We start from the raw sequence: 22,494 nt of genomic DNA, 5'->3' as shown, positions 1-22,494 counted from the left end.
GGTCTTACCAGCAGTCATATTGCAAAAAGTATATTGTAGTTTTTATTTTGATTATATATCAACAATAGCCAGGCTAGTAAACAATTTCAGCTAATCTCATTTCCTCTTTATTCCAATAAATTCAAGGCGAATTTGTGTTAATAAAGCTAAAAAACACATATTGTCTACCATTCTGTGTTAAAGTGAAGGAAATAAATCCGAATAATTTGTCAATTATTGAAGTTCCTTATGCATCAGACCGGCATTAGGAATCCTAAATATGACTGGAGATTTTGAATATGGACCTACTTACCGTTCTCGTATTGAATCTTATTTTTATTCTGATCACTACGTTTGCATTCCAATTTATCATCGTCAACCGACATACGAGCATGTATCGGAAATACGCAAAAGCATTAATCATTATTTTATCGGCAATGCAGATCCTGTTCTGTATGTCCTTTACTCTTATAGGGAATGAGAACTTCATTTTTGACCTTCGGTTGATCCCGGTGGTATTAGGAGGATTATATGGAGGTCCGATTGTCAGCATCATCCTGTTCATCATCGTTGCTGCGGCAAGGTTCCCATTGGGCGGCAATGGGATATGGGTGAACTTCTTCAATATGCTTACGATTACTGTTTTTATTTCCTACATATCAATAAGATTCAGAGAGTATCCACTAGTTAAAAAGCTGTATACGGTTGTGGGAATTGCCATTTCCTATACAATCTTGATTTTCCTGATGAAAACTGCCATCTTCAGAGATCCCTCAGAATTAAAGTTCGTTATCATCTATGGATCGACTCTCACTGCCGGCATCTTTTTAGTTACTTACTTTATTGAAATTACAAAACAAAATCATTTCTTGCATAACGCAATGATTAATTCAGAGAAAATCGAGGTGGTTTCACACCTTGCAGCGAGTGTCAGCCATGAGGTGCGCAATCCGCTGACTGTAACCCGGGGCTTTCTGCAAATGCTAAAGGACCCATCTATCCCCGAAGAAAAAAGGCTGTATTATCTTAATACCGCGATAGACGAACTTGACCGCGCAGAAACAATCATCAAAGATTATCTCGCTTTCGCTAAGCCACAGTCGGAAATTACATCTTCCATCTCCGTTAATGATGAAATTGAAAAAGCGCTCGAATTAATCATTCCATACGCGAATCACTTTTCGGTCAACATTAAAAAGGATTTGATGTCAGGCCTGCACGTTACTGGGGAAGCTCCAAAATTCCATCAATGCATCCTCAATATCATCAAGAATGGAATTGAAGCAATGCCAGAGGGCGGCGACCTAATGATCAGTTCACGGGAAAAAGAAAATGGCTTTGCCTCCATTGTGATCAAAGATACAGGCTGCGGCATGTCTGCCAGGCAATTGGCTAAGCTTGGGGAGCCTTACTTTTCTACAAAAGCTGAAAAAGGTACAGGGCTCGGCATGATGGTCGTATATAAAATCATCCATGAAATGGGCGGAACAATCGAAGTGAAGAGCAAGCTTAATGACGGAAGCCAGTTCACAATCACGCTTCCGCTTTATAATCCATAAAGACGTAAAAACGGGAGACATATTTATCTCCCGTTTTCTTATTCTTCTATTAGATTCAACACTGGAACATCTCTTTCCAAGTCTGGCTCAGTCCTGGAATAAATCCTTGCCATCTTCGTTTGCTCATCAACATGCTGGATAATGACTGGCGTCCCTTCATAAGTCACTTTGATGCTATCTGCAGATTCTGTGATTTCCTTTGCGCGGCCTACGTTCATCAAGACCTTCCTCCTTCTTGTTAACAATCATAATTTACACTTATTAATGACTCGCTATCCAAAAAAGGTGTGAAAAATTATATCTTAAAATTCATTTGTATGACATTCGCTTTTCTTAAAGTATCAAAGATAATGACAAGGATCGGACCGACAAAAATTCCGGCAAGCCCGAGCAGCTTAAGGCCGATATACATGCTGATTAGCGAGGCAAGCGGCGATATCCCGAGATTTGAAGAATATATTTTAGGCTCGATGACCCTCCGGACGATCGTAATGACGAAAAACAGGATAATCAGGCCTATTCCAAGGAAGCTGTTATCCTGCAAAATAGCGATAACAGCCCAGGGGACAAGTACCGAACCTGTTCCGAGGATCGGCAAGATATCAACAATTACAATCAGCAAAGACAGCAATCCAGTATATTTTACGCCCAGGATACTCAAACCCACCATAGCCATGATAAAGGTGACTAAACTCAAGATGACCTGAGCTTTTAGGAACCCTAATCCCGCTTTATTCAGCTGGCTCCCGACAAGGAATACCTTTTGCCGAGTCTGCTCCTTTAAATGGGATTCCAGCTTTACCTTTAGCTTCGGTAATTCAAGACTGAAGAGGAATAGAGCAATTAAATAAACGAGGAACTCTATTAAGAATCCTGGTATTGCCGTCAATAGATTTATTGTGCCAGCAATCAGCTGCTGGAGGAAGGAGTCGAGAGTATTGACATTTTTTTCGATCGTACCTTCGATTTGTGTGATCACTTCGAGCGGGAAATTTTTAGAGTAAAATTCCCACTTTCCCATTAATGGCAGAATCGATGTCCGATAAAAATCCTTCATGAATGTGGGCGTCCGCTGAGATAACGAGACTGCCTGATGGGCAATGATTGAAACTAGATTATAACCTATCACTCCAAGCAGCACTACATAACCTATGAATACGCCAATAACCGCTTGAAGCCGTTTAAAAGAAAACCGTCTGATGATCCATTGAACCATCCCTTCGAGCATAACTGCTGTTAAAAAAGCAAAAATTAGCGGAAGGCTGTATGGTACAAGGAAAAGAACCAACGCAGCAATCACTGCTGTCCATACCCATTTTTTCCACATGAGATTCGTTACTCTCCTTATATATGTAAAGTTTTTTTGTTTGCAGAACTCTAAAAATAACTATAAACTATCTTGATTTTTATAGCTATTTATTTAACAAGGTTCTTTAATTATATGGCTTTGCAAAGTTTACGGATGTCTCATGCATCCTGCGGGTATAAGAGTATAAAAGGTATTCGAGGAGGCTATATGGAAGTGAACATCAATCTTATCAGTGCTCTAAATGAAGATTTTCTACTTCAGCCGACACTCCAGCTTGCACCCTCCCTGCTGGGCTGCCTGCTTGTAAAAGAAACCGAAGAAGGAACAGCTGCCGGAATCATCGTTGAAACGGAAGCCTATATCGGTCCGATGGATAAGGCGGCGCATAGCTATAATAATCGAAGGACGAAACGGACTGAAATTATGTTCCACCATCCAGGGGTGGCTTATACTTATGTCATGCATACACACACCCTCTTCAATGTTGTCAGCGGAGAAGAAGGGAAACCAGAGGCTGTGTTAGTCAGGGCGGTCGAGCCTGTGGCTGGCATTGATTTAATGATCAATCGGAGAAGCATGTCCGATTCAGTGAATCTCACGAATGGTCCTGGCAAGTTAACTAAAGCACTTGGCATAAATATGGAGGATTACGGGCATCCCTTAACAAAGAAGCCGTTATTTATCGCAAAAGGCACCTCCCCGGAAAGCATCTCCTCTGGAAAAAGAATTGGAATTGACAATTCCGGCGAAGCAAGAGATTATCCGTGGCGCTTTTGGATTACAGGCAACCGCTATGTATCCAGGCACCAAATCGCGGACAGCGTAAAGTTATTGAACAAATCCTAAAAAATGGAGGACAAAATGAAAAAAGCTATTTTCCTGGACAGGGACGGTGTCCTGAATGAAGTGTTATCAGATCGTGTAAAATTCGTTAACCGTCCGGAAGAGCTCTATCTTCTCGAAGGAGCAGCTGAAGCTGTAGCAGAATTAAGCAATGCCGGCCATGAAATTTTCGTCGTCACCAACCAGGGCGGCGTCGGCCTTGGGTTCCTGAAGGAAAAACGTCTTCATGAAATACATGACCGCATGGCAGAAATGATTAAAGAGCATGGAGGCCATATTAAAGAGGTTGCCTATTGCCCGCATAAACCGAAGGCAGGCTGTGAGTGCCGGAAACCGAATGCCGGTATGCTGCTTGACCTTGCAGGCAGGCATGGCATCGACCTTACTAGCAGTGTTATGGTCGGCGATCATGAGCGCGATATCGAAGCGGGCAAAAAAGCAGGCTGTAAGACTGTCTTCATCGGTGAAGATGACACAAGTGCGGATGAAAAAGCGCCTACCCTTCAGACTGCTGTTCCATTGATCCTTGAACTGATTGAATCCTAAAAAACGCTGCCTTGACTCCGGCAGCGTTCTTTCAGGCTCTTGGTATCCATGCACCAAAGCCCGATTAGCATTATTCAAATTCCCACTTTGGTTGATAATCTGCCAAGCTCAAGCGCCCGCTTATTGATTTCAAGCAATGAATGCTTTTCGGGAGAAAGAACTTTTTTCAATGCTTCCAGGATTGACTCGTCTGAAAGGATGCCCGTTATCTCCAGGAATGCGCCAAGCAGGATCATGTTGGCAATCTTGGGATTGCCTAACTCATTGGCGAGTTCAGTTGCTTTTAAATTCATTACCTTTATATCCGTTCTCTCCGATGTTTTGGAGATGAGCGATGCATTGACAATCAACAGCCCCCCAGGCCGGACTGTTGGTTCGAATTTATAATAAGACGGATTGTTCAGGACAATCGCAGTAGTAGGCTGGGAAACAAGCGGCGATCCTACTTGTTCTCCGCTTACAACGACTGCACAATTCGCTGTTCCGCCACGCTGCTCGGGTCCATAAGAAGGCAGCCACGATACATATTTCCCTTCTTTCATTCCGGCATAGGCGATCAGCTGCCCCATCGACATGACTCCCTGGCCGCCAAAGCCTGCTATCAAGATTTCCTCCATCACTTCTCAGCCTCCTTGTGGACATTTTTGTAAATGCCAAGAGGATATGCTGGAACCATATTGTCCTTGATCCAGTCGAGCGATTCATGAGGATCGAGCCCCCAGTTTGTCGGGCAGCTTGACAATACCTCGACCATCGAGAATCCAAATCCCTGCTTCTGGGTCTCGAAAGCTTTCCGGATCGCTTTCTTCGCTTTAAGAATATTCGGCACGTCATGTGTTGATACCCTTTCAATATAAGCTGTTCCATCAAGAGTCGACAGCATTTCACTCACACGGATTGGGAGCCCTTGAAGGCTGGCGTTCCTGCCAAAGGGGCTTGTTGCTGTTTTCTGGCCTATCAAAGTTGTCGGAGCCATCTGGCCTCCGGTCATGCCGTAAATGGCGTTGTTAACGAAGATAACAGTGATGTTCTCACCCCTCGCCGCTGCATGGACAGCCTCGGCAATCCCAATGGACGCAAGATCACCATCCCCCTGATATGTGAATACAAACCTGTCCGGCAGGACGCGCTTGATGCCCGTTGCGACTGCCGGGGCACGGCCATGTGCAGCCTGCGTCATATCACAGTTGAAATATTCATATGACAGGACGGAACAGCCTACAGAAGCAACACCCACTGTATCCTCGAGAATGCCCATCTCTTCAAGCACTTCCCCAACCATTCTGTGGATTATCCCATGTGTACAGCCGGGACAGTAATGTGTCTGGGTATCTGTCAGGCCAGTCGTTTTCTCAAACACAGTTTTCATTGTCATACCTCCACACCCCCGGCAACTTTCATGATATATTCGTAAATCTCCTCTTGAGTAGGCACGACACCGCCAGTCCGGCCGAAGAAGGTTACAGGTGCCTTGCCATTGACAGCCAGCCTTACATCTTCCACCATTTGGCCTGCACTCATTTCGACAGAGATATATCCCTTCACCTTGTCACGCGTCTCGATAAACGGCTGCTCGGGGAATGGCCATAAAGTAATCGGCCGGATCATCCCAATTTTCAGTCCATCCGCGCGGGCATTATTAATTGCGTTCATCGCGATTCTTGCAGCTGTTCCGTACGCGGTGACGATATAATCCGCGTCCTCAATCTCGTACGTTTCATAACGGACTTCATTCTGTTTGATCAATGCGAATTTATGTTGAAGCTTTTCATTCCGCTTTTCCAGGGCATCCGCATTTAATTCAAGCGATGTAATGATTCTTGGCTTTCCGTCTCCTCGTGTACCTGTCGTTGTCCAATCCTTCTCCCCTGGCTGTCTTTCAGTGAGGTTCTTGAATTCAACCGGCTCCATCATCTGGCCAAGCATACCATCACCGAGCAGGATGACAGGAGTACGGTATCGATCGGCAATGTCAAATGCTGCCTCTGTAAGTTCAATGATCTCTTGCAGTGTGGACGGCGCTAGCACCGGGGTATGGTAATCTCCATGCCCGCCGCCTTTCGTAACCTGGAAATAGTCCGACTGCGCCGGCTGGATATTGCCGAGTCCCGGGCCGCCGCGAACAACATTCACAATTAGTGCTGGCAACTCTGCCCCGACTAAGTACGAAATTCCTTCCTGCTTTAAGCTGAAGCCGGGGCTTGAGGATGAAGTCATCACACGCACACCGGTTCCTGCTGCTCCATACACCATATTGATTGCCGCAACTTCACTTTCCGCTTGTAAGAACAATCCGCCAACCTCAGGCAGCCTTCTCGCCATATATGCAACAAGCTCACTTTGAGGAGTTATCGGGTATCCGAAAAAATACTTGCAGCCCGCATGGACTGCTGCTTCCGCGATAACCTCGTTCCCCTTCATCAGTACTTTCCCCATTGTCATGTCTCCTTTGCTATACAGTTTTTCTTATCTTTTCAGGCCTGTAGACAGTGATTACAGAATCAGGGCACATTTGTGCACACTTACCGCAGCTGATGCAGCTTTCCTGGTCAGTCACAACTGCTGGCCGATACCCTTTTTCATTCAAATAATCTGCCAGATAAATCACATTTGTCGGACATGCTTTCACACACAGCTGACATGATTTGCACGTCTCCTCATTAAAAACAACTCTCTGCTCCACAGTTTTTCCTCCTTTACCTTTCCCATGGCAATTTTATATATCTAGAAATCACTTTCACTTGGGACACAGGCAGAAATGAATCCGCATCTGCTGATAAGTGTTGTGATAAGGTAGTGCTCAAAAGAGGGATGTCCAGTTTTTCTGATAAAGCCCTGCTTAAATCAAGCCCCTTTTCTACATCTGCAAGCGTTGTCTCATTTCCTACATTGGAATTGTTGATAATGCCAGTGATTTTTAGCCTCGAAGCTTTTTCAATTTTAAGCAATGTATCCACCGCGCCATCCAGTGTGCTCACATAAGGTCTGTTGGCATTCAATATGAACAGAACTTCAGGGTCCATGTCTTTCCAGTCGTTGTAAAATTGCCCTAAGGCCGTTGCCCCGTCCTTATCCCCGCCTGCATCGACAATAACCTTGTATGCTGGATCATAGATCACCCGGTAAATATCACCTGAAACAATCGGCAAATCAGAAGCTGCAAGCCTTTCGGCGGGTGCAATCAGCTCGATTCCATTTTCTGCAAAAATAGCCCTTGCATCTCTCGCCCTGTAATAGGGGTTAACGATATCAAGATCCGCAACAGCGACTTTTTCATTAGTTCTTCTCGCTTCAAGGGCAAGATTGACCGACATTTCGGTTTTGCCGCTGCCAAAATGGCCAGTGATAATGGTAATGTCCGCACCCTTTTTCAAAGCATCTCCACCTCTCCAATGAAAGCGTTTTCAATTTATGTCAGTTTCATTATATAAATTTCTTGCGGCTGTCTCTTTGATAAAAGTCACGTTTTGAACTAATAATGGTAAAAAAAAGAAGTTCATTATAGAACTCCTTTATATTTCTCCACTATTATAAGACGAAGCTTAGGATTACTTTTTGCGGCATGTCCTGCTCTTCGTAAACATCTTTTCTCAATCTCCCGCATGATGGCATTTCATATGAAAAATCTTCTACTGCTTCAGGAATAAGGCCCTCTTCTTTCAGTGTGATAAAGACTTTCTGCATCGCCTCGTCTGTTTCAAGGCATTCTTCTGAACCTTCATATTTAAAACAATCAACGCAAGTCTCCACGATATTTGTATCGATCTGTTCCTGGGTAAATACTAATTTTGCGCCAGCCATCTTCTCCACTTCACGATTTTCCAATTCAATAATCGTTGTCACGTTCATTATCGGCACCTCCGTTTGTATTACACTATCATTATAGTAATTTAGATTCCAAACAGGGGTGTTTTGCCATTTAGTTCATTTATTCTTCACATATTTCCGTCAAAAATTTGTCAAAAACTCGATAACAAAGGGATTACGAATACTCCATAAGGCATTTGGATACAGGAGATTGACTACCAGGATTTCGAAAAAAAAATTGGCGGAATAAAAATGAATTATTGCGGATGTGGAAAACGGTGTATAACTATAACAATCATCAACCGATTCTCCAATAGACTGAAAAAATCAAATAGATAAACATTAACGAATCCAATTGACCTTGCTGAAAAATGCTGATACTATCACTAGTATTATTTAATTCTATATATTTTTCCTTGTATATGTTCAAGAATATGGCTTGAACGTTTCTACCATGCTTCCGTAAAACGCGTGACTACAAGGGACTGGATATTTGCTATTTTTTTGGCTTAGCATCTATTTGTCCTTTGTGGTACTCCGGCAGCATGACCTGCCGGAGTTTTTTTATTTCCCCAAAACATCAACCAGGAGGACAGCACATATGAAAAACTTTTTCCAGTTCGCAGAACGAAACACAAATTATAAACAAGAGTCTCTTGCCGGGATTACGACGTTCTTATCAATGGCATATATCCTTGTCGTCAACCCAATGATCCTGAGCCAGGCCGGAATGGATAAAGGAGCTGTATTTACAGCTACTGCACTTTCGGCAATCATTGGCTCTCTGTTGATTGGACTCCTCGCAAACTTTCCGGTCGGGATTGCACCAAGCATGGGCTTAAATTCATTCTTCACCTTCACGGTCAGCATCGGGATGGGTGTTAAATGGGAAATTGCCCTGACTGGTGTCTTTATCGCAGGCGTTTTATTCGTCATTCTTAGCCTTCTTAAAATCCGGGAGAAAATCATCAATGTCATCCCTCAGGACCTTAAGCATGCAATAGCTGCTGGGATTGGTTTTTTCGTGGCATTTATCGGCTTGAAAAATGCGGGCATTATCATCGGAAGTGAAGCGACATTTGTTTCAATTGGCAATCTGACATCCGGCCCTGTTCTTCTTGCCCTGTTCGGATTTGTCGTCAGCGTAATCTTGATGGTACGTGGTGTAAGCGGCGGAATTTTTTATGGTATGGTGATATCTACTGTTGCAGGAATCCTGACAGGATTAATCGATAAACCGACCGCAATCATCGGTCATGTTCCCGATATCTCCCCTACCTTTGGCGTCGTCTTCAATCATCTGGGGGATATTTTCACGCCTGATGTGCTAGCCGTTATTTTCACGTTCCTGTTTGTGGCTTTCTTTGACACTGCAGGTGCATTGATTGCTGTAGCCAGCCAGGCTGGGCTGATGAAGGACAATAAAATCCCAAATGCTGGCCGGGCTCTCCTTGCTGATGCAGCATCAACTGTAGCCGGCTCGGTACTGGGAACTTCAACAACAGCTTCATTCGTTGAATCCTCTGCTGGTGTCGCTGTCGGCGGGCGGACAGGATTCACTTCCGTCATTATCTCGGCTTGTTTTGCAATTGCTCTATTTTTCTCGCCGATCTTATCGGTAATAACGCCTGAAGTGACCGCTCCAGCACTGATTATCGTGGGAGCCCTGATGGCATCGGAAATCAGCAAAATCAACTGGAGCAATCTTGCTGTCATAATACCTTCATTCGTGACGATCATCATGATGCCGCTCACCTTCAGTGTCGCAACAGGAATAGCGCTTGGATTCATACTGTATCCATTGATGATGCTGGGAATGGGCAAGGTGAAAGATGTCCACCCAATCATGTATGTTCTCGGCGTCTTGTTTGTTGGTTACTTTATTTATGTATAGAGAAAAGCCCCGCTTCTCATAATTTGAGAGCGGGGCTTCTATTTTTATAATTCTTCTATTTCCCTGACAATCTGCTCACAAATTTTATGAGTTGCAAGACTATCCCCGGCTGATATTAAAGTTGAAGAGTTATTGCTGACAGCCTGAAGGAAATCAAAAATAATTTGTTCGAAGCCACGCTTGTGAAGTGTTGGCTCCCAATCACTGCTGCCTTGTTTTGATTCATTTCGATTCTCTTGAAACACCAATTCCGAAACGTTCAATGCTGTTCTTTTTTCATCGGAATGGAACACCTCGACCTTTTCCTCAACAACGCCGCTGTCCCGATTCATAATGCCGACCGCTATTCCCTCATTTGCGATGAGCTGGATCACGACATGATTCAAAAATGGTCCGTGTTTCTTTCCAGTCACATTCAATTGCTTGATGGGATAAGGAAATAAGAATCTAAGTGTATCAACAACATGGATAAAGTCATCGAATATAAAATTGCGTATTTCTCCTGGCAGGGATCGCCTGTTTTTTTGCATGATGACCATATCCGGTTCTTTCAGCTCTGCCAATCGCTTATAGACAGGTGCGTACCTCCGGTTGAAGCCGGTCATTAAAATTAAACCTTTCTCTTCAGCAAGTTCCGTCAATTCCTTCGCCATTTCATATTCATAGGCAATCGGCTTGTCCACATATACATGGATCCCGGAAAGAAGCAGCTTCTTGACAATTCCGTAATGCGATTCGGTCGCGCTGTGCACGAACGCGCCTGTTATTCCGCTTGCTATGACATCTTCAAGGGTTGAATGTATCTTTGGAAATCGATATTTTTTAGCAATCGCTTCAAGCTTTGAAAGATCGCGGGTAAAAAGATGGAATTCTATGTCTCCCTTTTCTGCAAAAACTGGCAGGTATGCCTTTTGTGCGATATCTCCTAAACCGATTATGCCTATTTTCAACATTCCGCTTCCCCCTTTTTAATAGTCCTTCTTGTTATATTAAGTTTACACATGGTCTTTGACAAAAAAAAGAAATCAGCGCTGTTTATGCTGACTTCCTTGTTTATCGATGCAAAGTTTTCGAAAAGTGCCTTATTCACTGATCCAGGCGAGGCCAATCGTTCCCTGTCCTGTATGTGTACCTGGTACCGGACTGAAAATAGTCGTGGAAAAAGAAATTTGCGGGAATCGCTGCTGTAATTCTTCGCGCCACTCTTCTGCTATTGAACCTACATTGCCATGAATGACACTTGCTTCCTTTATATTGGAAGAAGCTTCTTCAAGAATCTGGAACAGTCTTTCCTTTACCTTTTTTTCCGTCCTGATTTTATCAAAAAGAACGACTTTGCCATCTTCGAACCTGACAATCAACTTTAACTTGATTAAGCTGCCGATAATAACTTGTGTCGTTGATAGGCGTCCGCCCTTATGAAGCTGCTCAAGACTGCCCGGGGCCATATAAAGATTCGCCTTATCAGGAAGTGTTCTCAAAAGGGAGACAATCTCCTCATATGACTTCCCTGCTTTTTGCATCTCGATTCCTTTTTCAATCATCCGGCCTAAGGGATAGGAACCGATTTTAGAGTCAATCACTTCCACCTTATAATCCACCATGCTTGAAGCTGCAACTGACGATTGATATGTACCAGTGAGCGCGCTGGAAGCATGGATTGCAATCGCATGCTTGTATTCTGCTTTTAACTTCTGGTAAAGCTCGACAAATTCCCCAATCGCAGGCTGGGAAGTTTTAGGCAGCACCTTGGAAGCAGCAAGCTTCGGATAGAAATCCTCTGCAGTAATATCCACGCCTTCCAAATAGGATTCTTCGCCGAAAATAATGCTCAATGGGACTACATATATATTGTTGTTCCTAATAAAATCATCTGAAAGTGATGCTGTACTGTCTGTTATCCATGCAATATCTTTTTGTGTAGTCATAATTTCTCCTGTTCTTCGTCAAAATATGGCTGTATATGCTTACATTTCTCATCATATATGATGAAGGCTTATAAAACTATCTATAATTTTTAAGAATACAATTTATTTGATATCAATAATGAAAATGTTAAAAACATAGACACATGTTTTTGATCTTGAAGCGAGGGAACAATTGTATATAGAGATCAAGTCAGGAGGACAATTTTGTATGGACCCTTTTATCTACGCTTTATATTCCCTCTCCTATTTGTTTTTATTCCTTTTGGGAATGAAATTGTCCACGCGCATAGGATTTTTTACGCTTAAAAATATTCTGATGCTTGTTACATTCGGCTTAGTGTATGACAACAGTGTACTGGCACTGGGAAGCATCATAGGGGAAGGGAGTTTTCTTAGGGGACTGAATCTTATGCGGTACTGGATTCACGCTTTAGTCACACCTGCTCTGATTTTGTTTTCGTTGGCATCAGTAAGCGAGACAGGTATCAATTGGTTAAAGGGCAGAGTCGCTTTCATTTCAGCTAATTTGCTTACTGTTGCAATGATTATTACAGAGATGCTCCAAAACACAGTAGGCATTGCCATCGAGCCCGCGCAAAAATATGGAGTACTGAGCTATGAGCCTGCTGTTTCAAAAGATCCGCCGATTATGATCATTGGCGTATCAATTGTCATGCTTCTCGCCGGTCTCATATTGTGGAAGAAGCTGAAGTGGAAATGGATGGCAATAGGAGTTCTCGTCATGGGCATTGGGAGCGCTGTGCCCCTTCCGTTAAAAAGCGAAGCAGCAACCAATGGATTTGAGCTAGTCCTCCTTATTTCGCTTTGGGCCACAAAAGCGTTCCTTGATAAGAAAAGCGCAAGCGACTCAAGGGGCTAGGCGCTGGAGCGGGACATTTCTCGAACTGATTTCTTATCTTGTAAGGAAAGTGCAAGCGCCTTGGTCAGCCCTGACAAGCGCTGCCCGGATTAAAACGCTACGTCCTGGGGCTGGCGGGACTAGCAAATCGTGTGCCACGGAGGGCCGGCCGATGAAGTTGTTCTTTGATTTCATCGGCCGGCAGAGAAATCCCTTCAATCCTCAATCAGTTTTAGAACTGTAAAATTTGTATTAACAAACCAATTTCTTTGTCTCACGGAAGAATTATGAGAAAATATTAAAGCAGTAAAACATAAGGGAGGATTCAGTATGCCAAATAGTCTACAGGATACTACTACATTACATAATGGCGTCAAAATGCCTTGGTTTGGCCTTGGGGTGTTCAAGGTTAAGGAAGGTTCAGAAGTTGTTGAGTCTGTAAAGGCAGCGATTAAGAATGGCTACAAGAGCATCGATACCGCAGCCGTTTATAAGAATGAAGATGGCGTCGGACAGGCTCTTAAGGAAGCAGACGTTCCTCGTGAAGAATTATTCATCACGACAAAGGTATGGAACTCTGATCAAGGTTATGAGTCCACTCTCCAGGCATTCGAAACCAGCCTGGAAAAACTTAGACTTGATTACCTTGATCTTTATCTGATCCACTGGCCAGTGGCAGGAAAGTACAAAGAAACATGGAAAGCACTCGAAAAACTTTATAAGGATGGACGCGTTCGCGCTATCGGCGTCAGCAACTTCCATGTTCATCATCTAAAGGATCTAATGACTGATGCCGAAATCAAGCCTATGGTCAACCAGGTGGAATACCACCCGCATCTTGCCCAGACAGAACTTCTGGAGTTCTGCAAGGCAGAAGGCATCCAGATGGAAGCTTGGTCACCTTTGAAGCAGGGCGAGCTTCTTTCCGAGCCTACAATCGTTGAGATTGCCGAAAAGCATAAGAAATCGCCAGCACAGGTCATCCTGCGCTGGGATCTGCAAAACGGAGTAGTAACAATCCCGAAATCCATTAAAGAGCATCGCATCATCGAAAATGCGGATATCTTTGATTTCGAACTTTCTGCTGAAGATATGGATGGTTTGAACAGCTTAAACAAGAACGAACGTGTCGGTCCAGACCCTGACAATTTTGATTTTTAATTAATAATCTAAAGAACGTGGAGCTCAACTCTGCGTTCTTTTTTGTTGTTCAGCATACGCACCAAATTATTATACCTACTTTTATTACTTGGTGCTAAAAATCACATCTTTTATTTAGCACTCATGTTACACTTCAATCGAATAACAATCGAAAGGGGTTATAATATGGTGTTTCCTCAGCTGAAAATTGGTCATATGGTTCCAAAGGTTCCAATCATGCAAGGAGGAATGGGCGTAGGAATTTCACTCAGCAAATTATCTTCTGCTGTAGCAAACGCAGGTGGTATAGGGATAATTTCTGGTACTGGAATCTCTGTAGAAGAGCTGCGTTCCCATATCAGAATAGCTAGGAAGATGATTAACGGTAATGGCTACATTGGGGTAAATGTCTTGTTCGCTATGAATGATTTTGCCGAGAAAATGAAGACGGCATTGGAGGAAAAAGTAGATTTCATTATTTCTGGCGCAGGGATTTCACGGGATATGTATTCCTGGGGAAAGCAAGCCGGGATACCGGTCATTTCCATTGTTTCTTCGGCTAAATTGGCTAAGATCTCTGAACGCCTCGGTGCCGCGGCAGTTGTTGTTGAAGGCTTCGAAGCGGGCGGGCACCTGGGGACTGACAAGCCCCTTTTCGATATCCTGCCTGAAATCGTTGACTCTGTCTCGATCCCTGTCATAGCTGCTGGGGGAATCATGACTGGCGAGGATATAGCAAAGGCGATCTCAATGGGTGCATCAGGGGTCCAGATGGGAACACGATTTGTTGCCAGTGAAGAGTGTGATGCTCCTTTATCATTTAAAGAAAAATATGTTCAGGCAACTGCTGAAGATACCTTGCTGGTCAAAACAACAGTTGGTCTGCATGGCAGGGCAATTGCCAATAAGTTTACCGAGTTAATAACCACTTCGGATAAACTTAGGATCAAGAAGTGCAGGGACTGCCTGAAAAATTGCTCTTACCGCTTTTGCACACTCGACTCTCTTCTTACCTCTGTTGCCGGTGATGTTGAAAATGGATTGGTGTTTGCAGGTGCAAGAGTAAGTGAAATCAAAGAGATATTGCCAGTCCAGAAGATTATTGATAATTTAACAGCGGAATATAAAGCAGCCAGCAATCAAAGATTGGCTTAAAAACTTTTAAAGACAACCTTTAACGGGTTGTCTTTTATAGATTTACAAACTTATTAAAAATTCCTTGTCAGCCCTTTTTTCACCAGCGTAAACCCGTTCCTTGAAGAAGATCTCCTTATCATTCATGAGGATGACAGTCGAACTTCTCGTCCCATACCCCTCACTCTTGATAAACATCGGTGACAATAACCTCTCCCATTCAAGGCTGACTCCAGTTGATGGCAGCAAGTGGTCCGGAGCTGGGTCCACATTTTCCATATGGAAAAATAACTGGTCCACCATCGTTTTTTGATCCTCCGCTATGACCCTGGCAAGTCCTTCTTTTCCATGCTCTACCTTGGGCCAATTTGTGTTCAGTAAATGATTGCTGACTCCGTGAATGCCTGGCTCGACCTTCTTCAAGGTATCACCTACATTGGAATAGTAGAACAGCTCATCAAGATTCCCAGCCAAAAGATTGTATCCCGGGTATTCTGCGCGTGTCTCGCTCTTTTTTTTCAGGTATGTATGTGGATGGTCTATCCCTTTTAAAAAGTCTGCAACTAGCTCTCCTCGTGTCCGTTTGCCAGCTGTAATTTCACTCGGATTACGGTAATTGGTCAGTGCTGCAAACCTCCCCGAACGTGTCACTCCCATCCATGTCCCCATTTTTTCCAGGTCCCGCCCCGCAAGCAGTCCAGGTTCATCCTCCCAAAAGTCTGCAGGCGCAGTCGCTCGGCCATATGCTTCATCACGATTTGCGGCAACAATCAGCTTATATTTTGGATGGGCTTTGTAAGCTAATAAAATTAAACACATCAAAATCACGGCCTTCACAAAGATTTCTTATAAGTTCTTTTCGTATCCTTTTACACACTTTCTAACGCTTTCTTGGTTCAGGAAAAACTCGAAAATAGCTTATGTATATGGGAAAGTCTTCGATATACGAAAACAGCCTTCTTTTATTATAACTTACAAATGAAAAAATAAATGGCACCCTGCTTTGGCAGAGTGCCTTAAAGTTAAATTGCGTTCAGCTTAATTTTTGTTTCAATATCTTTATGAATTCTTTTGTTATCACCAATCAAAGTGATTTCGCCAAAAGAATGCGCTGTACCAATTTTTACCCCATGCTCAACGACCGTGTCGCTTCCGATAACAGCTCTGTTGATTAAAGCATTATCTTCTATCACTGTATTTGGCAAAATCACAGAATCTTTGATAACAGCTCCTTTGCCTACCTTTACCCCATAAAATAACACCGAGTTTTCTACCCGGCCATTAATCGCACAGCCCTCGCTTACCAGTGATTGTTGAAGCTCTCCACCTTCGTCCAGATACATGGGAGGCTGCAGAGAATCTGCCGTGTATACCGGCCAATCCGGATGCTGGAGGATTGGGTTCGTCTCCGTTGAAAGCAGGTCCATATTTGCTTCCCAATAGCTTTGAATTGTCCCGACATCCTTCCAATATCCGTTAAAATGGTAAGCGAAAAGTTTCCGGCCCTCTTCTAGCATCGCAGGGATGATGTCCTTGCCAAAATCCTTTGAGGAGTGGATATTTTTTTCTTCTTTCTCCAAATACCTTTTTAATTCTCGCCAGTTGAATATATAAATACCCATTGAGGCAAGGTTGGATTTTGGTGTTCTCGGCTTCTCCTCAAACTCAATAATCCTTTTTGTGCCATCCTCCACATTCATGATCCCAAATCTGTTTGCCTCGCTCCACGGTACGTTTATCACTGAAATCGTTGCATCTGCTCCTGTAGCTATATGCTGGTCTAGCATTATCTTGTAATCCATTTTATAAATATGATCGCCGGAAATAACCAGCACATATTCTGGATCGCAGCTATCAATGTATCTCATATTTTGAAAAATCGCATGTGCAGTACCTTCGTACCAGCGCTCCCCAAGTTCGCATTGATACGGAGGCAAGAGCGTTACACCGCCATTTTTATGGTCCAAATCCCAATGCTTGCCGTCCCCGATGTAATTTTGCAAAACATGAGGATGATATTGAGTCAGGATTCCAACTGTATCAATACCCGAATTGCGGCAATTGCTTAATGTAAAATCAACGATCCGATATTTCCCGCCATATGGAACCGCCGGCTTGGCAATATACTGTGTTAACTCCCCTAGCCGCGATCCCCTTCCACCCGCTAAAAGCATGGCAATACATTGTTTCTTTGTCATAGCTGCCTCCTCAAACATGTAGGTATTAATATAGTTTCGTTAAGGTTTTATCTTCAGCGTGAAGATTTTTGAAAAACCAATAACGTAAATTAATTACGGTCATCTTCCCATAGCTTGTAATATAGCTCTTCCTGCTCACATTCTTCCCTTTCATCTATGTAGGAAAGCACTTGCTTTTCGATCTTCTTTTCAATGGTTTTTTGCTCCATCTGATCCGCTCCTATGCTGGTTTTAGTGTTATTGAACAACGTTTTCTCATTTTAACAAAACAATCCAGCGGCTAAAATCAGAATCGTTCGCCCTTTATCGCAGCATTTGACATAATGAGCGCGTCTTATAAAGTAAACGGGAAAGTACTTATGATTTTTTGGAGGACTCTTTCGATTCTCCTATAATCATGTCGAAAGTATTTTTATGGTATTTCAAACAAATGTGACTGTTGTTGGAAAATAAAAAATCTTCAATTAAATTATACGCAAAAAAGGAGAAGGACTAATGTCCCTCTCCTTATTCCTTAACTTATAGAAGCATTCCGGCCATTGCAGCGCTTAATAATGATGCTAACATACCCGCAATAACTGATTTAACCCCTAGTTTCGCAATGTCGCCGCGTCGGTTAGGAGCCAGGCTGCCAAGGCCGCCAAGCAGGATTCCCATTGAAGATACGTTAGCGAATCCGCAAAGTGCGAAACTGATGATTGCAACAGTTTTTGCTGACAGTTGATCGATTTGTGGTGCAAACGATGAGTAAGCAACAAACTCATTCAGGATTAACTTCTGGCCGATAAAACCGCCTGCCTTTACCGCTTCTTCCCACGGTACGCCGATTGCAAAAGCAAGAGGTGCAAAAACAAAGCCTAGAATTGTTTCTAAAGTCAATCCTTCAATATTGAACAAACCGCCGATACCGCCAAGAATACCATTGATTAAAGCAATCAAAGCGATGAAGGCCAAGAGCATTGCACCGATATTTAAAGCTAGTTGAAGACCAGTGCTTGCTCCACGTGCAGCAGCATCAATCACATTAACTGATTCAGTATCTTTTTCCATTTGCAGATCATCTGATGTCTCAGATTTTTCCGTTTCAGGTACCATGATTTTAGCTAGAACCAAACCTGCAGGAGCAGCCATGAAGCTTGCTGCAAGCAAGTATTCTAAAGGTACACCCAATAAAGAATATCCAATCAAAACAGAACCAGCAACAGAAGCCAATCCTCCAACCATAACAGCAAAAAGTTCTGACTGAGTCATTTTTGCAAGATATGGTTTTACTACAAGCGGTGCCTCTGTTTGACCAACGAAAATATTTGCCGCTGCGGATAAAGATTCTGCTTTGCTTGTCCCAAGCAGCTTAGCAAGTCCGCCACCTAAAAACTTAATAACGATTTGCATGATTCCCAGGTAATAAAGTACAGAAATAAGTGAAGAAAAGAAAATAACGACTGTCAATACTTGAAAGGCGAAGACGAAACCGATATTTTCAGCTTGGAATAATCCACCGAACAAGAATTGTACACCGGTATCTGCGTAATTTACGATTTCATTTACACCTAGTGACAGCTGCTTCAATGCAAGCTTTCCAGTCTCCCATTTTAAAACTGCGAAAGCGAAGATAAACTGGATTGCCATCCCGCCAAGAATTGTCCGTAAATTGATTGACTTACGGTTATTAGAGAAAAGCAAGGCAATTCCCAATACAACCAAAATCCCCATTAAACCCCACAAAATATTCATTGATGATCCACCTCTTGTTGTTAATTTGTTGAAAAAAGTGTTAACGTTTACAATTATACTGAAAAAAATTTCAATAAAACGTTTACATTTGTTTAACTTGTAATTTCTATAGCTAATATATCAAAATCCCAGAACCTTTGTAAATACGTTTTTGAACAAATGTAAAATGAAATTTATCCCTTTTCACTATTTCGACAAAAAAACCCTTAAGGCTGGGGACCTATAGGGGATTTGCTTGTTTTTAAAATAAATTGTTATTTATCCACTAAGAATTTTGCTGTGAATTGATCGGTTACTAGTACGTTTGTATACTTCCCTTTCAAAGCTCCATAAATACCTTCGATTTTCTGAGCACCGCCGGCTACCAGGATTGAATACTTTTTCTTTTTTAATTCTTCTAGTTCAATGCCCAGTGTTCTGGCGTTAAGGTTTTCATTGCAAACATTTCCGTCTTTATCAAAAAACCTGGAGCAAATATCACCGACGGCCTTTGAATAGATTACTTGAAGGTCTTCTTCTGTAAAGTAACCTAACTGGAACAATAGGGATTCAGATTTAATTGGTCCGATCGTATAGACAGCGATGTTTGCCTGCTTACCCATTTCGAGGATTCTTTTAATATGCCTGTCCGCCTCCATGGCCTGCTTAACGACGACATGGTCTACAATTGCAGGGAGCGGCAAATGGTGCGGTGCACTATTGAATGCTTTACCGAACAAATATAGGATTTCGTTAGCGTACGTATTCGTTTCTGAATGGCTTACTCCGCCCTTCAATTGGACTACCTTAACATTTTTCAACGCTTTCTGCTTCAATTCAAGGGCAACATGATAAAGTGTTGTTCCCCAGGTGACCCCAATGATATCGTCATGTTCGACCACTTCATTCAGGAAGGCTGCTGCTTTCTCCCCCAGGTACGTTTTGATTACACTGTCTTCGTATTGGGGAATATGCGTGACGATGGCCTTTTTCAACCCAAACTTTTGCTCAAGCTGGGCAGATAAATTCTCCACATCCTCGGTCGGGTCCATGATTTTGATATCAACAATGCCCTCCTGCTTTGCAAGCTGCAGGAATCTTGATACAGTCGGCCTTGATACACCAAGCTCCTTGGCAATATCATTTTGATTATAATCAAGTAAATAGTACAGCTTTGCAGCTTCGATAACCTTTAATAACTTTTCTTTTTCCATTCATGATCACCTTCGGAAACGACATAATTAATAATTCCATTTTAGCAAAAAAAACGAATGAAAACATTTACATTTAAAAAAAGAACAAAATGTTCATAAAACACCATATCTTTACATTTGTTAAATAGTTATTATGACATTAGTCAAACACATTAAATTCAAGCAGGTCTAAAGCCGCTATCTCTAATTGATCTCGTTGGATCGGATTATTTTTCGAAAGCATCTTTATCACCTCAAGCGTTATATGTATCTATTTTAAAATAGACTTTAGTTTAGTTCCACGTTAAGTTCGTAAGTCCTGTTGATTGGAGTGGAAGGCGCGTAGACTCCTGCGGGATCAGACGGACAGGTGAGACCCCGCAGGCGCCAGCGGCGACGAGGAGGCTCAGCGCCGGCCCCGCGGAAAGCGAAGCGCCTGGAACGGAAATCAACAGCCCCGTTCCAGCACCAACCAAAAAAAGACTGTAAACAAACACGATTTTCATCGAGTTTGTCTACAGTCTGAGGCATCTTCTATTGAAGATGCCTTCTCCGTCTAAATCATTGAGGCTTTCGCTTAGGGATTTTCCCTATACCAAGTTCCTTCGCCTCCTGGTTTAAAGCTTTGATCAAGCTGGTCGCCATCAATGCCATAATGATCGAGAATGGCAAAGCAGCCACAATCATTGTGTTTTGCAATGCCTGCAAGCCACCCGAATAGAGCAATACAAGTGAAATTACTGCAAGCATGATTCCCCAGATGAATTTTATTTTATTGCCTGGCGTCAAGGACCCATTTGTAGTCATCATTCCTAAAACAAACGTACCAGAATCAGCTGAGGTAATGAAGAATGTCCCTACGAGAATCATTGCCAGAACGGATAAGAATGAGCCTAGTGGATAATTAGCAAAAACACCAAACAGTGATTCCTCTGTTGCCAGTTCAGAAATTTTCGCGATTCCTTCATGCTCCATCATTATTGCTGAACCGCCAAAGGCTGAAAACCATAGGAAACCAATCAAGGACGGGACGAGCAATACGCCAAATACAAACTCCCTGATCGTTCTCCCTTTAGAAACTCGAGCTATAAAAATCCCTACAAAAGGCGCCCAGGCAATCCACCATGCCCAGTAAAAAATTGTCCAGCCGTTAATCCATGTACGAATCTCCTCATTCAAAGGAGAAATCCGGAAGCTCATGGCCGGTAAATTTTGCAGGTATGAACCAATGGTATTGGTAAACAAATTCAAGATGAATTGTGTCGGGCCTAGAATTAACATGAATAAAAGCAATAATCCAGCTAGCAACATATTCACATTACTTAAAATTTTGATTCCTTTCCCCAATCCTGTCCACGCTGAAATCATAAATAATACAGTTACGATCAGGACAATCAGCAATTGAGTCATAAAACCTGTAGGTATTCCAAATAGGTAAGATAGTCCCCCATTTATTTGTACAGCTCCAAATCCTAAAGTAGTTGCTACACCAATTACAGTTGCGACAACTGAAATGATGTCGACCACTTTCCCTGTAGTCCCATTTATCCTGTCACCCAAAACAGGTTCAAGGGTCGCACTGATCAAACCTGGCTTTCCATGTCTAAAATTGAAATAGGCTAATACTAACGCTACAATCCCATAGATTGCCCATGCATGGACGCCCCAATGGAAAAATGTGTATCTCATCGAATCACGGATTGCCTGGTTTGTGCCTGGCTCAACCCCGGTTGGCGTGGATATCATGTAGTGGCTGATAGGCTCCGCAGTTCCCCAGAAAACAAGCCCGATACCCATGCCGGCGCTGAACAGCATGGCATACCATGTCAGTGTCGAAAATTCAGGACGGTCATCCTGTCTGCCCAGCCTGATTCTTCCTAAAGGACTGATCAAGAAATAAAGACAAACAAGAACAATAAGCGATACAAGTATTAGATAATACCAACCAAAAGAATTAGTTATGAATGCTTGTACATTAGCAGTGACAGTTTCCAGCGTCTCAGGAACAAATACGCCAAACAGGACCATCAACAGCAGAATCCCGGTCGATATGTAAAATACTGATGAATCTTTCTTCATCTAAAAACTCCCTTCTATTTATTTCTAACTGATTTAACACTTTAATACCCTAACATAAATACATCGCTTTTAAAAAAAGAAAGTACTTATAACAGATGTAGTATTCCCATTTTCCTGCAAAATAATGTTCTATGACGTCGCAAACTTTGTAGTCCCAAAAGAAAGACAGGGGCAATTTCATGTCTAAAACAGTATTTTCCCAATAGATTCCTAGAATGTTGCTATTAGTCTATTGAATTCATGTCGAATCTTGTTTAAAATTGTTAAAAAGCATACCAGCTGAGGTACATAAGCAATTCGCGCTATGTTAGGA

The 22,494-nt window shown here is 42.7% G+C and carries 22 protein-coding genes and 1 riboswitch; of the genes, 7 read left to right on the top strand and 15 right to left on the bottom strand.

What is annotated here, in order from left to right:
• Nucleotides 1-278 precede the first annotated feature (278 nt).
• Nucleotides 279-1,538: an ATP-binding protein gene (locus M3204_RS00250; protein ID WP_251476882.1), complete on the top strand. Its 1,260-nt coding sequence runs from the start codon at nucleotides 279-281 to the stop codon at nucleotides 1,536-1,538.
• A 38-nt stretch (nucleotides 1,539-1,576) separates the two neighbouring features.
• Here the strand turns inward: M3204_RS00250 and M3204_RS00245 are convergent, their stop codons facing one another.
• Together M3204_RS00245 and ytvI are read right to left on the bottom strand one after the other, a co-directional pair.
• A complete protein-coding gene (locus M3204_RS00245; RefSeq protein WP_251476879.1) occupies nucleotides 1,577-1,756 on the bottom strand; it encodes an H-type small acid-soluble spore protein in 180 nt (59 codons plus the stop codon).
• A gap of 77 nt (nucleotides 1,757-1,833) precedes the next feature.
• A complete protein-coding gene (gene ytvI / locus M3204_RS00240) occupies nucleotides 1,834-2,865 on the bottom strand; it encodes a sporulation integral membrane protein YtvI (RefSeq protein ID WP_251476876.1) in 1,032 nt (343 codons plus the stop codon).
• A 189-nt stretch (nucleotides 2,866-3,054) separates the two neighbouring features.
• Here ytvI and M3204_RS00235 point away from each other — a divergent pair, with 189 nt between their 5' ends.
• Both M3204_RS00235 and M3204_RS00230 read left to right on the top strand, forming a co-directional pair.
• The gene (locus M3204_RS00235) at nucleotides 3,055-3,693 is read left to right on the top strand and encodes a DNA-3-methyladenine glycosylase (protein WP_251476873.1); all 639 of its coding nucleotides are present in this window, start codon (nucleotides 3,055-3,057) and stop codon (nucleotides 3,691-3,693) included.
• Nucleotides 3,694-3,708: 15 nt separating this feature from the next.
• The gene (locus tag M3204_RS00230; protein ID WP_251476871.1) at nucleotides 3,709-4,236 is read left to right on the top strand and encodes a D-glycero-alpha-D-manno-heptose-1,7-bisphosphate 7-phosphatase; all 528 of its coding nucleotides are present in this window, start codon (nucleotides 3,709-3,711) and stop codon (nucleotides 4,234-4,236) included.
• A 74-nt stretch (nucleotides 4,237-4,310) separates the two neighbouring features.
• Here the strand turns inward: M3204_RS00230 and M3204_RS00225 are convergent, their stop codons facing one another.
• The 6 genes from M3204_RS00225 to M3204_RS00200 form a co-directional block, all read right to left on the bottom strand.
• Complete coding sequence (locus M3204_RS00225) at nucleotides 4,311-4,853, bottom strand: 2-oxoacid:acceptor oxidoreductase family protein (RefSeq protein ID WP_251478071.1); 543 nt, start codon at nucleotides 4,851-4,853, stop codon at nucleotides 4,311-4,313.
• Entirely contained in the window at nucleotides 4,853-5,605 is a 753-nt protein-coding gene (locus tag M3204_RS00220; protein ID WP_251476868.1) for a thiamine pyrophosphate-dependent enzyme, read from the bottom strand. Before M3204_RS00220 ends, M3204_RS00225 begins: the two co-directional genes overlap by 1 nt.
• A gap of 2 nt (nucleotides 5,606-5,607) precedes the next feature.
• Entirely contained in the window at nucleotides 5,608-6,672 is a 1,065-nt protein-coding gene (locus tag M3204_RS00215) for a 3-methyl-2-oxobutanoate dehydrogenase subunit VorB (RefSeq protein ID WP_251476865.1), read from the bottom strand.
• A 16-nt stretch (nucleotides 6,673-6,688) separates the two neighbouring features.
• Complete coding sequence (locus tag M3204_RS00210; protein WP_251476862.1) at nucleotides 6,689-6,919, bottom strand: 4Fe-4S binding protein; 231 nt, start codon at nucleotides 6,917-6,919, stop codon at nucleotides 6,689-6,691.
• A 13-nt stretch (nucleotides 6,920-6,932) separates the two neighbouring features.
• Nucleotides 6,933-7,610, bottom strand: coding sequence for a hypothetical protein (locus M3204_RS00205; protein ID WP_251476860.1), 678 nt, complete (start codon nucleotides 7,608-7,610; stop codon nucleotides 6,933-6,935).
• Between the two features lie 154 nt (nucleotides 7,611-7,764).
• Nucleotides 7,765-8,085, bottom strand: coding sequence for a hypothetical protein (locus tag M3204_RS00200; RefSeq protein WP_251476858.1), 321 nt, complete (start codon nucleotides 8,083-8,085; stop codon nucleotides 7,765-7,767).
• 354 nt (nucleotides 8,086-8,439) lie between these two features.
• A riboswitch (purine riboswitch) is annotated at nucleotides 8,440-8,541 on the top strand.
• 103 nt (nucleotides 8,542-8,644) lie between these two features.
• Here M3204_RS00200 and M3204_RS00195 point away from each other — a divergent pair.
• Nucleotides 8,645-9,937 carry an NCS2 family permease gene (locus tag M3204_RS00195; RefSeq protein WP_251476856.1) on the top strand — a complete coding sequence of 431 codons (1,293 nt, stop codon included), beginning with the start codon at nucleotides 8,645-8,647 and terminating at the stop codon, nucleotides 9,935-9,937.
• A gap of 44 nt (nucleotides 9,938-9,981) precedes the next feature.
• On the opposite strand, the gene M3204_RS00190 is transcribed toward M3204_RS00195, so the two are convergent.
• Both M3204_RS00190 and M3204_RS00185 read right to left on the bottom strand, forming a co-directional pair.
• On the bottom strand, nucleotides 9,982-10,890 hold the full coding sequence (locus tag M3204_RS00190; protein WP_251476854.1) for a Gfo/Idh/MocA family protein: 909 nt from the start codon (nucleotides 10,888-10,890) through the stop codon (nucleotides 9,982-9,984).
• 129 nt (nucleotides 10,891-11,019) lie between these two features.
• A complete protein-coding gene (locus tag M3204_RS00185) occupies nucleotides 11,020-11,865 on the bottom strand; it encodes a DegV family protein (protein ID WP_251476852.1) in 846 nt (281 codons plus the stop codon).
• A 409-nt stretch (nucleotides 11,866-12,274) separates the two neighbouring features.
• Between M3204_RS00185 and M3204_RS00180 the strand changes: the two genes are divergently transcribed.
• The 3 genes from M3204_RS00180 (at nucleotide 12,275) to M3204_RS00170 (ending at nucleotide 15,019) form a co-directional block, all read left to right on the top strand.
• Complete coding sequence (locus M3204_RS00180; RefSeq protein WP_251476850.1) at nucleotides 12,275-12,745, top strand: hypothetical protein; 471 nt, start codon at nucleotides 12,275-12,277, stop codon at nucleotides 12,743-12,745.
• A gap of 309 nt (nucleotides 12,746-13,054) precedes the next feature.
• Nucleotides 13,055-13,885 (top strand): aldo/keto reductase, encoded by an 831-nt coding sequence (locus M3204_RS00175; protein WP_251476848.1) that lies wholly within the window; start codon nucleotides 13,055-13,057, stop codon nucleotides 13,883-13,885.
• A gap of 165 nt (nucleotides 13,886-14,050) precedes the next feature.
• Complete coding sequence (locus M3204_RS00170; protein WP_251476846.1) at nucleotides 14,051-15,019, top strand: NAD(P)H-dependent flavin oxidoreductase; 969 nt, start codon at nucleotides 14,051-14,053, stop codon at nucleotides 15,017-15,019.
• Nucleotides 15,020-15,061: 42 nt separating this feature from the next.
• Here M3204_RS00170 and M3204_RS00165 read toward each other — a convergent pair whose 3' ends face one another.
• The 5 genes from M3204_RS00165 to M3204_RS00145 form a co-directional block, all read right to left on the bottom strand.
• Entirely contained in the window at nucleotides 15,062-15,817 is a 756-nt protein-coding gene (locus M3204_RS00165) for an NRDE family protein (RefSeq protein WP_251478067.1), read from the bottom strand.
• Nucleotides 15,818-16,020: 203 nt separating this feature from the next.
• Nucleotides 16,021-17,196: a glucose-1-phosphate adenylyltransferase gene (locus M3204_RS00160; protein ID WP_251476844.1), complete on the bottom strand. Its 1,176-nt coding sequence runs from the start codon at nucleotides 17,194-17,196 to the stop codon at nucleotides 16,021-16,023.
• Between the two features lie 519 nt (nucleotides 17,197-17,715).
• A complete protein-coding gene (locus M3204_RS00155; protein WP_251476843.1) occupies nucleotides 17,716-18,930 on the bottom strand; it encodes a NupC/NupG family nucleoside CNT transporter in 1,215 nt (404 codons plus the stop codon).
• A gap of 254 nt (nucleotides 18,931-19,184) precedes the next feature.
• The gene (locus tag M3204_RS00150) at nucleotides 19,185-20,123 is read right to left on the bottom strand and encodes a sugar-binding transcriptional regulator (protein WP_251476842.1); all 939 of its coding nucleotides are present in this window, start codon (nucleotides 20,121-20,123) and stop codon (nucleotides 19,185-19,187) included.
• Nucleotides 20,124-20,663: 540 nt separating this feature from the next.
• Nucleotides 20,664-22,181, bottom strand: a complete 1,518-nt coding sequence (locus tag M3204_RS00145; RefSeq protein WP_251476840.1) for a glycine betaine uptake BCCT transporter — start codon at nucleotides 22,179-22,181, stop codon at nucleotides 20,664-20,666.
• Between the last annotated feature and the right edge of the window lie 313 nt (nucleotides 22,182-22,494).

The organism is Mesobacillus subterraneus (genome assembly GCF_023715485.1).
GTDB classification, from domain to species: Bacteria; Bacillota; Bacilli; order Bacillales; family Cytobacillaceae; genus Mesobacillus; species Mesobacillus subterraneus_B.
The sequence above is the reverse complement of the archived record's forward strand: the minus strand, read 5'-3'. Positions and strand labels throughout refer to the sequence as shown.

Coding starts and splice junctions, on each gene's coding strand:
- M3204_RS00190 (WP_251476854.1), bottom strand. CDS start 10,890: ATGTTGAAAATAGGCATAATCGGTTTAGGAGATATCGCACAAAAGGCA.
- M3204_RS00215 (WP_251476865.1), bottom strand. CDS start 6,672: ATGGGGAAAGTACTGATGAAGGGGAACGAGGTTATCGCGGAAGCAGCA.
- M3204_RS00165 (WP_251478067.1), bottom strand. CDS start 15,817: ATGTGTTTAATTTTATTAGCTTACAAAGCCCATCCAAAATATAAGCTG.
- M3204_RS00180 (WP_251476850.1), top strand. CDS start 12,275: ATGCGGTACTGGATTCACGCTTTAGTCACACCTGCTCTGATTTTGTTT.
- M3204_RS00200 (WP_251476858.1), bottom strand. CDS start 8,085: ATGAACGTGACAACGATTATTGAATTGGAAAATCGTGAAGTGGAGAAG.
- M3204_RS00245 (WP_251476879.1), bottom strand. CDS start 1,756: ATGAACGTAGGCCGCGCAAAGGAAATCACAGAATCTGCAGATAGCATC.
- M3204_RS00230 (WP_251476871.1), top strand. CDS start 3,709: ATGAAAAAAGCTATTTTCCTGGACAGGGACGGTGTCCTGAATGAAGTG.
- M3204_RS00160 (WP_251476844.1), bottom strand. CDS start 17,196: ATGACAAAGAAACAATGTATTGCCATGCTTTTAGCGGGTGGAAGGGGA.
- M3204_RS00185 (WP_251476852.1), bottom strand. CDS start 11,865: ATGACTACACAAAAAGATATTGCATGGATAACAGACAGTACAGCATCA.
- ytvI (WP_251476876.1), bottom strand. CDS start 2,865: ATGTGGAAAAAATGGGTATGGACAGCAGTGATTGCTGCGTTGGTTCTT.
- M3204_RS00250 (WP_251476882.1), top strand. CDS start 279: ATGGACCTACTTACCGTTCTCGTATTGAATCTTATTTTTATTCTGATC.
- M3204_RS00175 (WP_251476848.1), top strand. CDS start 13,055: ATGCCAAATAGTCTACAGGATACTACTACATTACATAATGGCGTCAAA.
- M3204_RS00195 (WP_251476856.1), top strand. CDS start 8,645: ATGAAAAACTTTTTCCAGTTCGCAGAACGAAACACAAATTATAAACAA.
- M3204_RS00155 (WP_251476843.1), bottom strand. CDS start 18,930: ATGAATATTTTGTGGGGTTTAATGGGGATTTTGGTTGTATTGGGAATT.
- M3204_RS00150 (WP_251476842.1), bottom strand. CDS start 20,123: ATGGAAAAAGAAAAGTTATTAAAGGTTATCGAAGCTGCAAAGCTGTAC.
- M3204_RS00145 (WP_251476840.1), bottom strand. CDS start 22,181: ATGAAGAAAGATTCATCAGTATTTTACATATCGACCGGGATTCTGCTG.
- M3204_RS00220 (WP_251476868.1), bottom strand. CDS start 5,605: ATGAAAACTGTGTTTGAGAAAACGACTGGCCTGACAGATACCCAGACA.
- M3204_RS00170 (WP_251476846.1), top strand. CDS start 14,051: ATGGTGTTTCCTCAGCTGAAAATTGGTCATATGGTTCCAAAGGTTCCA.
- M3204_RS00225 (WP_251478071.1), bottom strand. CDS start 4,853: ATGGAGGAAATCTTGATAGCAGGCTTTGGCGGCCAGGGAGTCATGTCG.
- M3204_RS00235 (WP_251476873.1), top strand. CDS start 3,055: ATGGAAGTGAACATCAATCTTATCAGTGCTCTAAATGAAGATTTTCTA.